Source organism: uncultured Vibrio sp., from assembly GCF_947488985.1.
Lineage (GTDB): Bacteria > Pseudomonadota > Gammaproteobacteria > Enterobacterales > Vibrionaceae > Vibrio.
Genome location: NZ_CANLBV010000024.1, coordinates 40,240 through 50,468, shown reverse-complemented (window position 1 = coordinate 50,468; position 10,229 = coordinate 40,240). Strand labels below are relative to the sequence as shown.

Sequence of the window (10,229 nt, the reverse complement as noted above, 5' to 3'; positions counted from 1 at the left end):
CTTTTCATTACTTGGAGTAGCAGTTTCCAGCGAATATCAGTTAGCATTGTTCTTGGCATGGTATTGGTTATGGTTTTACTTTTGACAAAGCAAATTATAACTTTTTACCATACTGTTCAAAAAATACTCACGAAAGATCAACACGCCCGTGCTACCGAAGTTGGACTAAGCTGACCAATTAAATAATCAAATTGGTATAAGTTGTGTATGGCTGATATTAGAAAGGTATTAAAATATGATAGAGATTAAATTTTCGAAGAAAAAAAAGTAAAGCGATGATGTTTTGTGTGGAACAAGCTTTAGGAGCTGTTGAGCAGATTGTTGCTAGGCTAATTAAAGTTGCCAGGTTGGTTTATTTTTAAATAGATCCTGCGGGGGGAGGCTAGGTTGAGTTGTATTGAGATGCAATAGTTTTAGGCAAAAACGAAAAAAGCCAAGTCTTTCGACTTGGCTTTTGAATGTGGCTCCCCTTGCAAGACTTGAACTTGCGACATACGGATTAACAGTCCGCCGTTCTACCAACTGAACTAAAGGGGAATTATTTGTGTCAACATCAGGTCTTTAAAAGACCATTATTTGTTAAGCACCAAATAATGGTGCCTCGAGGCGGAATCGAACCACCGACACGCGGATTTTCAATCCGCTGCTCTACCGACTGAGCTATCGAGGCAAAAGAATGGTGCCGACTACCGGAGTCGAACTGGTGACCTACTGATTACAAGTCAGTTGCTCTACCTACTGAGCTAAGTCGGCACACTAAATTCTTTGCTTGAAGAGTAAACTCTTCATTAGAACCTCATTTAAATGAAGCCCTTGAAAATGGCTCCCCCTGCGGGACTCGAACCTGCGACATACGGATTAACAGTCCGCCGTTCTACCAACTGAACTAAGGGGGAATTATTTGTGTCAACATCAGGTCTTTAAAAGACCATTATTTGTTAAGCACCAAATAATGGTGCCTCGAGGCGGAATCGAACCACCGACACGCGGATTTTCAATCCGCTGCTCTACCGACTGAGCTATCGAGGCAAAAGAATGGTGCCGACTACCGGAGTCGAACTGGTGACCTACTGATTACAAGTCAGTTGCTCTACCTACTGAGCTAAGTCGGCACACTAAATTCTTTATGTTTTTGTCCGTGTTGCTACTCCCTGTTAAAGAGTGTTGACACCAACAAATCAAATTGTGGTGCCCGGAGGCGGAATCGAACCACCGACACGAGGATTTTCAATCCTCTGCTCTACCGACTGAGCTATCCGGGCAACGGGGCGCTATTAAACGGATTTTCTGCATAACCGTCAACTCCTTTTTTAAAAATAATTAAAAAAAACGTTCATTCGTTGTTTTTTTATTCAAAAGTGAGGGTTATGTTTTACCTTGGTTAAATTCTTTTTTGAATTGCGTTACTTTTTCTAGGTATCGGCGCGACTCTTTATTTGGATGCTTCTTGGTAAGCGCCCAGTAGGCTTGGCTCGGTTGCAGCGAGTTCAAGTCTTGCATTGCTCGCTTTCTGTCCTTGCTGAAGGTATTGAGCACGCCACCAGTACCTCCGTTGTAGGCTGAGATCATACTGTATTCAAGTGTTAATGGTTTTTTTACATCTTTCAAATAACGATTTTTAAGGATGTAAAAGTATGCGGTGCCAGCATCAATGTTGTTTTCTGGATTGAATAAGTACTCAGGGCTTGGTTCACCAGGTTTCTTTTTGACGTGTTCAAATACATCTCGACCAGCTGTTTTAGGTACCACCTGCATAAGACCATACGCATTAGCCCAGCTTACGGCGTACGGGTTGAAGCTACTCTCTGTCTTGATGATGGCGTAGATTAAATCTTCAGGGATGTCATAACGCTGAGAGGCTCGTCGAACGATGTCGGCATATTGATAACTACGTTGGCTAGCATGATCGGCTACCATTGGGATTTCAACGTAGTAGGCTTTTTTAAAGTCGACTTCTTTGGTCTTTAGATTATTCGCAATCAGGTAATCCGCAAACTGGTTTGCTCGCCAAGTCCATTGAATAGGCTTTTTTTCTTGGTCTACGACCTGATTATAGAGGAAAGGTTTGCCTTCTAGCTTGATGCTTTTAGAAGAGAATAGATCGACATGTGCCGGATCATCTGGCGTCAAAAGGGTCGTCATGATCGCATTTTTGAGGTGTTTTTTCGGATCGGTAGAGGAAACCGTTTCCACCGTTATCAGGCCTTGGCTAAAATTTACTTCTGAACGGCTTAAGTAATTATCTATGTATTTCACATAGTTACTCTTACCTGCTATCTTGATTTCACTGCTACCCCAACGTTTTTGAATATTACCTGAAAAGCTATCTATTAATGAATCTAGCGCCCCGGTATCTTTTTCAAATTGTCCGGGTAGTTCTGCTAAATTCTTCACAAACCGGTTGGTTGGCTCGTAATTTACATCATAAATGCTTTCGATAAATTCACGACTGCACCCAGTTAACAACATGGCTGTTAGGAAGTAACTTAGCTTTTTCATAGTCCCTCATGCAAAAATGACATCGTAGCGCTAACTATGATGTCATTAAAATATGCTTAAATAAACGTCTTATTCGCTTGGTGGAGTATAACCATCAATCACGACATCTTTACCTTCGAAAAGGAAGTTAACCATCTCTGTTTCTAGAAGTTTACGATGCTCAGGATCCATCATATTCAGCTTCTTTTCATTGATAAGCATGGTTTGTTTGCTTTGCCATTGTCCCCAAGCTTCTTTAGAGATGTTGTCAAAGATGCGCTTACCTAAGTCACCAGGGTAAAGTTGAAAATCTAGGCCTTCAGCATCTTTCTGGAGGCGAGCACAAAATACAGTGCGGCTCATAGTGGTTCCTCTTATCGCGTTCGTTGATTCAAACGTCGTCGTTCAGTTCAAAGGGTAGGCTCTCAATAAGCTGCTTAACAGGAGCGGCTAGGCCAATTTCTTCCGGTTTTGATAAGTTATACCAGAGACCTTTAGTCCCTTCCATTATCAAATCTGGTTGTTTATCTAATTTTACTAATACTGGTGTGATATCTAAGTGGTAGTGGCTGAAAGTGTGCCTAAACGCAATCATGGTCTTGATCGAATTGGTTTCAGTGTCTTTGATCGAACGAAGATCGAGTTGATGTTCGATCTCTGCGTTTTCATTTTGAGGAAAACAGAACAATCCGCCCCAGATACCAGATTGAGGGCGCTGTTCGAGCCATACTTGGTTGTCGTGATACAGAATCACAAACCATGTTTCTTTTACTGGTTTTTCTTTCTTAGGTTTTTTGCCCGGGAAGTCGAGTTGTCTATCAAGCTTTTTGGCTTCACACATGCTTTCAATCGGGCACAGAGTACATTTAGGCTTGCTACGAGTACAAACCATAGCTCCCATGTCCATCATTGCTTGATTGTACTTATCGACATCTTGATTGGGAGTGTGTGCTTCTGCGTGTTCCCACAGCTGATTTTCAACTTTCTTTTGTCCAGGCCAACCTTCAACGGCAAAGCTTCTTGCAAGCGTTCGCTTCACATTGCCATCAAGAATTGCATGAGGAAGTTTATGAACGGAAGACAGCACCGCAGCTGCAGTCGAGCGACCAATACCCGGTAGCGCGTTCATCTCTTCGATAGACAGCGGAAACTCCCCACCATACTGCTCAGCGACGATCTTGGCTGCTTTGTGAAGGTTACGAGCTCGTGCGTAATAACCAAGCCCAGTCCATAAGTGGAGCACCTCGTCTTGTTCGGCGTTCGCTAGGTCAATAACCGTCGGGAAACGTTCCAAGAAGCGTTGGTAGTATGGAATCACCGTGGCAACCTGAGTCTGCTGAAGCATGATTTCAGATAGCCAAACGGTGTAGGCGGTTTTGTTTTGTTGCCAAGGTAATTCTTTACGCCCGTAGGCGTCATACCACTTTAATATGGCGGTTGCGAAAGGAGTCACGACATGCTCTATGCTTTGCTATTATTAGAAGCGAAATTGCACCACACTTAACGTTGGATGTAAAACAGACAAATTGTGTGGGAATTTATCCACGGAAAGACTTGCACCGAAGGCAATTCTTTGGATAATCCCCGCTTTGATTAATCAATGTGCAGGCAAAAATCAATGAGTGAAGTGACCACTAACGAATATACTGAAGACGGCAAACTGGTTCGTAAGATCCGTAGTTTTGTTCGCCGCGAAGGCCGCTTAACCAAAGGCCAAGAAAACGCGATGAATGAATGTTGGCCAACAATGGGTATCGACTACAACCCAGAGCTTCTTAACTGGAAAGAAGTCTTTGGCAACGATAACCCAGTTGTACTAGAGATTGGCTTCGGTATGGGTGCATCACTGGTTGAAATGGCAAAGAACGCACCTGAGAAAAACTTCTTAGGTATTGAAGTTCATAGCCCAGGTGTTGGTGCTTGTTTAGGTACAGCACGTGATGCTGGCGTAACTAACCTGCGTGTAATGTGTCACGATGCAGTAGAAGTATTTGAACACATGATCCCAGATAGCAGCCTGCATACACTGCAACTGTTCTTCCCTGACCCATGGCACAAAGCTCGCCACCATAAACGTCGTATCGTTAAGGCTGAGTTTGCAGAGATGGTTCGCGGTAAGCTGCAACTTGATACTGGTATTTTCCACATGGCAACAGACTGGGAAAACTACGCAGAACATATGATTGAAGTGATGAACCTTGCTCCTGGCTTTGAGAACATCGCTGAAGATGGTGATTACATCCCTCGTCCGGATGAGCGCCCGCTCACTAAGTTTGAAGCGCGTGGCCACCGTTTAGGTCATGGTGTTTGGGACATTAAGTTCAAGCGTACTCAGTAATTCTAACTCACAGCTAATGAAGGTGGATCTTAATTAGAATCTTCCTCCATACCTTGTGAAATGGATAAAGCCAACATTATTCCAGTGTTGGCTTTTTTATCCTTAGGCTTCTATTGCTATTGCTATTGCTATTGCTATTGCTATAGAGATTTAAGGATAAAATTATACCTTACCCATTAAGAATCAATAATATAGAAGTGCCCTATATGAAACCAACTCAAGCTATTTTGGCCGAGATCCTAGAAGAAGTTCGCCCTTTAATTGGTCAGGGAAAGGTCGCAGATTATATTCCTGCATTGGCTCGTGTATCGAACCAGAAACTGGCGATTGCGGTATACACCAATGAAGGTGAAGTGATTCAAGCTGGCGATGCCAATGAAGCCTTTTCTGTGCAATCAATCTCTAAAGCTTTAAGCCTGACGTTGGCGATGGTGTTGTATAAGCCTGAAGAGATATGGCAGCGAGTAGGTAAGGAGCCTTCAGGACAAGCCTTTAACTCGATGATTCAACTTGAGATGGAGCACGGCATCCCTCGTAACCCGTTTATTAATGCAGGCGCGATTGTCGTGGCTGACTTATTACAAAGCCGTCTATCAGCACCAAGACACCGTTTATTAGAATTTGTGCGTCAGCTATCAGGTGATACTCATATTGTGTATGACAAGGTTGTGGCGGCTTCTGAGATGATGCACAGCGATCGTAATGCTGCTATCGCTTATTTGATGCGTTCATTTGGTAATTTTGAGAACGATGTTATCCCGGTACTTAACAATTACTTTCATGCTTGTGCGCTTAAAATGACCTGTGTCGACTTGGCGAAGACCTTTAGCTATTTAGCAAACAAAGGTGTGTCGGTTCAGACCAAGAAAGAGATCATCACGCCAGTTCAAACCAAACAGCTGAATGCTTTGCTCGCCACATGTGGCTTGTACGATGGGGCGGGAGAGTTTGCTTATCGTGTTGGTATGCCAGGAAAGTCTGGCGTCGGTGGCGGTATTATCGCTATCGTTCCGGGCGAGATGACGATTGCAGTGTGGTCTCCAGAATTGGATCCTTCGGGCAACTCGCTTGCAGGAACCAAGGCATTAGAGCTGCTTTCAGAGCGTATTGGTCGCTCTATTTTCTAAGAGAAAGGTACGAGATTCGAGCACGGACTTCGTCCTATAGAATGCTATGCTCCTAGAGGGTTCATAAAACAAAAAGGGTTGACCCTAAAGCCAACCCTTACACAATACTTCTCGAATCTCGAATCTCGAATCTCGAATCTCGAATCTCGAATCTCGAATCTCGAATCTCGAATCTCGAACTATTCGTCTTCTTCAGTCATAAAGGCTTCCAGCAAATCATTTAAGAAAAGTTTGCCTTTTTCAGTGATCTGCCAGTGCGTGTCGCTTTCATTTAAGTAACCGAGATCTTTTGCCCACTCTATTGTTGGCTCAATTGAGTCAAACCCAAGCCCCGTGGTATCAATGAAATCTTGTTTTGGGCATGCTTCCATTAGCCGGAAACGGTTCATGAAGAATTCAAAAGGGCGATCTTCGTTTGCCACTTCAAATTCATCCGATAGATAGGTTTTTACCATGTTCTGGTATGCCGCTAGGTAGCCTCTTGGGTGCTTAATCTTAGTGGTGCGAACAATGCGCCCATCCGCAAAGCTCAGTTTGCCATGAGAGCCGCAGCCAATACCCAGATAGTCACCAAAACGCCAATAGTTGAGGTTATGCCGACACTGATAGCCTGGCTTGCTGTAGCCTGAGATCTCGTACTGAACATAGCCTGCGTCTGCGAGCTTTTTATGGCCTAACTCGAAGATATCCCACAGAGCATCATCATCAGGCAGTTTAGGTGTTTTGTAATAGAACATGGTGTTAGGTTCTATTGTTAGCTGATACCAAGATAAGTGTGGGGGGTTAAGCTCAATCGCTTTGTCTAGATCCGCCAATGCTTGATCTATGCTTTGATCCGGCAAGCCGTGCATGAGATCTAAGTTGAAACTATTCAATCCGATCTTATGTGCTAAGTGAGCGGCGCTCACTGCTTCATCTTGACCATGAATACGCCCCAGTCTTTCGAGCTTCTCTTGTTCAAAACTTTGCACACCCACCGAGATACGAGTAATACCAGCCTTTTGGTAACCGGCAAAACGTTCAGCTTCAATGGTGCCCGGGTTGGCTTCCATGGTGATTTCTATTTCAGGTTTGAACGGGATGCGCTGTTCAATGCCTTGTAATAGTCGGCCAATTCCTTCAGGAGAAAATAGACTCGGCGTGCCGCCACCAATAAAGATCGAATGCAGTGGGCGAGGCATACCATTGAGTTGGTACTTTTCGATATCGGTATCGAGATCGTCAAGCAGTGCATCTATGTATTCTTTTTCTGGGATCTCGGCTTTCAGAGCGTGTGAGTTAAAATCACAATACGGGCACTTTTGTACACACCATGGAATGTGGACATAGAGACTAAGTGCGGGTGGTATTAGCGCTGCATTGTGCATTACAGAGCCTGCTCCTTGAGGGTTTTGAATAGTGACGCAAGCGCTTTACCACGGTGTGATAGTTGCTTCTTACGTGAAGATTCAAGCTCTGCTGATGCGCAGTTATCTTCTGGTACATAGAATATAGGGTCGTAGCCAAAGCCATTCTCACCATGTTCTTCGGTCAGGATACGGCCTTCCCATTTACCGTGACATATTAGAGGTGTTGGGTCATTTTCGTGGCGCATTAGCACCAACACACAGTGGAAACGCGCAGTACGCTTTTCCGTTTCAACACCTTGCATCGCATCAAGCAGCTTTTCGATGTTCTGCTTGTCGGTCGCCCCTTCACCAGAGTAACGAGCTGAGTAGATGCCCGGTGCACCATTTAATATATCAACTTCTAAACCAGAGTCGTCCGCAATGGCTGGCATCCCTGTTTCTTTCGCGGCGTGGCGAGCTTTGATGATGGCATTTTCAATGAACGTCGTGCCCGTTTCAGCGACGTCTGAAACGTTAAACTCACTTTGTGCGATAACGTCAAAACCAAACTCAGACAGAATATCTGCCATTTCGCGAACTTTGCCTTGGTTGCCTGTGGCTAAAACAATCTTACTCATGGGAATGTGACTCTAATCAGTTAATAAATGGAACGGTAAGGTTGGTGCTTACTCTTCAATATAGAATTTTTGTGTGAAGCGCAGTGGACCTGTACCTTTCAAGCCTGCGTTAACATCAATAGTAAAGGTGATGTTTTCTTCGTGAGTTACTGGAAATTCAGCAAGGTAATAAATGGCATCACCCTCTTTAATTTCTCGGAAACTAAGGGTGCGCGTGTTGCCCACCAAGTTTTTAGCTGTTCCTGAGATTTTAGCCGTTGTAGCGGGTTTGCCAAGGGAAGCCTTGTCGATCACGCTGATGTTGAGAATGGCAGAGTAGCCGTTTCGCTTAAGCTGATATTGCTTAGCAACCTGCGCAGTTAAAAACGTGGAGTTAAAAGCCGAGTAGTGAACCTCGACATCCTTGATGTTCTTAAACTGTCCTGCTGAGCTGGGCAGGGCAATAAGAGTGGTGAGTAGTGCTGTTATCCATAGACGCATAATGACTCCAATAAATCGCAAAAAGCCATCATAGGATGGCTTTGATTTCGGAGGGAATTTGGCTTGGCGAGCATATTCGAACTTGCTTATGCCGACCGAGCTCTCCCTTTTCTATCGTAATTTGCCCCTTCGCGACCTTAAATTGTTTGGCAAGGTATTTCGTTAAGTGGGTATTGGCTTTACCATCAACCGGCGGGGCGGTAATGGCTATTTTCAACTCCTCACCGTGCAAGCCGACAATCTTGTCGCGGCTTGCTTTGGGTTGGATATAGAGCCGAAGAAGAATATCGCCTTCCTCGACCCAAACTGCTTTTGGCATTATTACAAGACCCGGTGTTGGCGCTTGAATTATAATTGAAACCAAATAGGACCAATCATGTCGCCCATTAGGAAGTTTGCAAATTGCAGAACAATGAACAGAACCAGAACGCTTAGGTCGAAGCCACCCATGTCAGGCAGAATACGACGGATAGGCATCAGCATTGGTTCGGTCAGTTGATGGAATACGTACTCGATTGGGCTACGGCCTTGGCTCACCCAGCTAAGGATGGCACGGATAAGTAGAACCCAGAAGATCAAGCCACCCGCCGCTTTGAGCAGAGACAGTGCGCCAAAGATCAGGAAGCTGATATCAAATACAGCCGCACCGCCAGAGATAATCAAGTTTAGAGCGACGAACTTAAGTACACACAGCACATAAGCGAAAAACACCGTCGCAAGATCAAGGCTGCCGATGGATGGGATAACTCGGCGCAGTGGGGCTACCACGGGTTGTGTCGCTTTGACGATAAATTGTGAGAATGGGTTGTAGAAGTCGGCACGTGATGCTTGTAGCCAGATACGCAAGATCACAACCATGATGTAAAGATCAAAAACGGTCGAGATCAAAAAGCTCATCGAGTTCATATTGTTTCCTTTTTCGGGGTGATTTGCCGCCTAGGTTCCCCTTAAACGGCAAAATGCTTAAAACAGTTTTTCCATCTCTTCAGCTCGAGCAACCGCCGCCTGCATGGCTTTCGCTACGATCTCTGATAGCTGATGTTCGTTAAACGTGCGTAGTGCTTCTGCGGTGGTGCCACCCTTTGAAGTCACTTGTTCACGCAGTGTCGATAGCTCAGTGCCTGGGTTCGCTACCACCATCTCTGCCGCACCTAATGCAGACTGCTGCACTAATTTACGAGCGGTTTCTTGGTCGAAACCTTGCTTGATCGCCTCTGCTTGCATCGCTTCCATAAATAGGAAGAAGTAAGCTGGAGCACTTCCCGCTGCCGCAATGATGTTATTGATACCAGACTCTTGCTCAACCCAGCTAACTTCACCGACGGCTTGCATCAGCTGAGATGCGAAGTCTTTATCATTTTGGCTGACCGTTGAATCGGCATAAAGACCGCTCATCCCTTTACCAAGCAGTGATGGCGTGTTTGGCATCACACGAACAAGGTTCAGCTGGCAGTTTAACATCTCATTGAGTCTATTCGCATTAATACCCGCAGCAATTGAGATAACCAGTCTGTTGCTAAAGTCGATGCTTTGTAAGGGTTTACATACATCAGCCATCATTTGTGGCTTCACTGATAACACAACAACGTCTGCTTGCTCAGCTGCGGCAATATTATCGCTGGTGGTATTGATGCCGTATTCTTGCTCTAACGGCAGCCTTCTGGTGTCTGAAGGCGCTGTCGCAGTAATCTTTTGCGCTGGGTAACCACTGGCGACTAAGCCCGCTACGATTGAGCGAACCATGTTTCCCGCCCCAATAAAGGCGATGTTCTTATGTTCCATATATCCGATCCTGAACTTGTGGCTGCGCCGTCAAAGCGCAGCAGTATCAATACTTGTT

Annotated in this window: 11 protein-coding genes and 7 tRNA genes; 2 read left to right on the top strand and 16 right to left on the bottom strand. The window is 44.9% G+C overall.

Features of this window, described 5'->3' with window-relative positions:
• Positions 1–461: 461 nt before the first annotated feature.
• The 10 genes from Q1A70_RS08035 to mutY form a co-directional block, all read right to left on the bottom strand.
• A tRNA-Asn gene (locus Q1A70_RS08035) sits at positions 462–537 on the bottom strand.
• Positions 538–594: 57 nt separating this feature from the next.
• Positions 595–670 (bottom strand) — tRNA-Phe (locus tag Q1A70_RS08030).
• 7 nt (positions 671–677) lie between these two features.
• Positions 678–753, bottom strand: a tRNA-Thr gene (locus tag Q1A70_RS08025).
• Between the two features lie 67 nt (positions 754–820).
• A tRNA-Asn gene (locus tag Q1A70_RS08020) sits at positions 821–896 on the bottom strand.
• A gap of 57 nt (positions 897–953) precedes the next feature.
• Positions 954–1,029: transfer RNA gene (locus tag Q1A70_RS08015), tRNA-Phe, on the bottom strand.
• 7 nt (positions 1,030–1,036) lie between these two features.
• A tRNA-Thr gene (locus Q1A70_RS08010) sits at positions 1,037–1,112 on the bottom strand.
• 74 nt (positions 1,113–1,186) lie between these two features.
• Positions 1,187–1,262 (bottom strand) — tRNA-Phe (locus Q1A70_RS08005).
• Positions 1,263–1,365: 103 nt separating this feature from the next.
• Positions 1,366–2,499: a membrane-bound lytic murein transglycosylase MltC gene (mltC, locus tag Q1A70_RS08000; RefSeq protein WP_299688676.1), complete on the bottom strand. Its 1,134-nt coding sequence runs from the start codon at positions 2,497–2,499 to the stop codon at positions 1,366–1,368.
• Positions 2,500–2,568: 69 nt separating this feature from the next.
• Entirely contained in the window at positions 2,569–2,841 is a 273-nt protein-coding gene (locus Q1A70_RS07995; RefSeq protein WP_004735465.1) for an oxidative damage protection protein, read from the bottom strand.
• Positions 2,842–2,869: 28 nt separating this feature from the next.
• Positions 2,870–3,931: an A/G-specific adenine glycosylase gene (gene mutY, locus Q1A70_RS07990; RefSeq protein ID WP_299688679.1), complete on the bottom strand. Its 1,062-nt coding sequence runs from the start codon at positions 3,929–3,931 to the stop codon at positions 2,870–2,872.
• Between the two features lie 165 nt (positions 3,932–4,096).
• On the opposite strand from mutY, the gene trmB reads away from it, so the two are divergent.
• Positions 4,097–4,816, top strand: coding sequence for a tRNA (guanosine(46)-N7)-methyltransferase TrmB (gene trmB / locus Q1A70_RS07985; RefSeq protein WP_299688682.1), 720 nt, complete (start codon positions 4,097–4,099; stop codon positions 4,814–4,816).
• Between the two features lie 206 nt (positions 4,817–5,022).
• Positions 5,023–5,943 (top strand): glutaminase B, encoded by a 921-nt coding sequence (gene glsB / locus Q1A70_RS07980; RefSeq protein WP_299688685.1) that lies wholly within the window; start codon positions 5,023–5,025, stop codon positions 5,941–5,943.
• A 179-nt stretch (positions 5,944–6,122) separates the two neighbouring features.
• Here glsB and hemW read toward each other — a convergent pair whose 3' ends face one another.
• From hemW to proC, 6 genes are read right to left on the bottom strand one after another with little or no spacing between them, the layout of a single operon-like run.
• The gene (hemW, locus tag Q1A70_RS07975; RefSeq protein WP_299688688.1) at positions 6,123–7,310 is read right to left on the bottom strand and encodes a radical SAM family heme chaperone HemW; all 1,188 of its coding nucleotides are present in this window, start codon (positions 7,308–7,310) and stop codon (positions 6,123–6,125) included.
• On the bottom strand, positions 7,310–7,909 hold the full coding sequence (locus tag Q1A70_RS07970) for an XTP/dITP diphosphatase (protein WP_299688691.1): 600 nt from the start codon (positions 7,907–7,909) through the stop codon (positions 7,310–7,312). The genes hemW and Q1A70_RS07970 overlap by 1 nt, the downstream gene beginning before the upstream one ends.
• A gap of 48 nt (positions 7,910–7,957) precedes the next feature.
• The gene (locus tag Q1A70_RS07965) at positions 7,958–8,389 is read right to left on the bottom strand and encodes a DUF4426 domain-containing protein (protein ID WP_299688693.1); all 432 of its coding nucleotides are present in this window, start codon (positions 8,387–8,389) and stop codon (positions 7,958–7,960) included.
• Positions 8,390–8,417: 28 nt separating this feature from the next.
• Positions 8,418–8,708: a DUF167 family protein YggU gene (gene yggU / locus Q1A70_RS07960; RefSeq protein ID WP_299688696.1), complete on the bottom strand. Its 291-nt coding sequence runs from the start codon at positions 8,706–8,708 to the stop codon at positions 8,418–8,420.
• Positions 8,709–8,737: 29 nt separating this feature from the next.
• Positions 8,738–9,295, bottom strand: a complete 558-nt coding sequence (locus Q1A70_RS07955; RefSeq protein ID WP_299688699.1) for a YggT family protein — start codon at positions 9,293–9,295, stop codon at positions 8,738–8,740.
• Between the two features lie 57 nt (positions 9,296–9,352).
• Positions 9,353–10,171 (bottom strand): pyrroline-5-carboxylate reductase, encoded by an 819-nt coding sequence (gene proC, locus Q1A70_RS07950; RefSeq protein ID WP_299688702.1) that lies wholly within the window; start codon positions 10,169–10,171, stop codon positions 9,353–9,355.
• Between the last annotated feature and the right edge of the window lie 58 nt (positions 10,172–10,229).

Coding starts and splice junctions, on each gene's coding strand:
- mltC (WP_299688676.1), bottom strand. CDS start 2,499: ATGAAAAAGCTAAGTTACTTCCTAACAGCCATGTTGTTAACTGGGTGC.
- Q1A70_RS07995 (WP_004735465.1), bottom strand. CDS start 2,841: ATGAGCCGCACTGTATTTTGTGCTCGCCTCCAGAAAGATGCTGAAGGC.
- trmB (WP_299688682.1), top strand. CDS start 4,097: ATGAGTGAAGTGACCACTAACGAATATACTGAAGACGGCAAACTGGTT.
- glsB (WP_299688685.1), top strand. CDS start 5,023: ATGAAACCAACTCAAGCTATTTTGGCCGAGATCCTAGAAGAAGTTCGC.
- hemW (WP_299688688.1), bottom strand. CDS start 7,310: ATGCACAATGCAGCGCTAATACCACCCGCACTTAGTCTCTATGTCCAC.
- Q1A70_RS07970 (WP_299688691.1), bottom strand. CDS start 7,909: ATGAGTAAGATTGTTTTAGCCACAGGCAACCAAGGCAAAGTTCGCGAA.
- Q1A70_RS07965 (WP_299688693.1), bottom strand. CDS start 8,389: ATGCGTCTATGGATAACAGCACTACTCACCACTCTTATTGCCCTGCCC.
- yggU (WP_299688696.1), bottom strand. CDS start 8,708: ATGCCAAAAGCAGTTTGGGTCGAGGAAGGCGATATTCTTCTTCGGCTC.
- Q1A70_RS07955 (WP_299688699.1), bottom strand. CDS start 9,295: ATGAACTCGATGAGCTTTTTGATCTCGACCGTTTTTGATCTTTACATC.
- proC (WP_299688702.1), bottom strand. CDS start 10,171: ATGGAACATAAGAACATCGCCTTTATTGGGGCGGGAAACATGGTTCGC.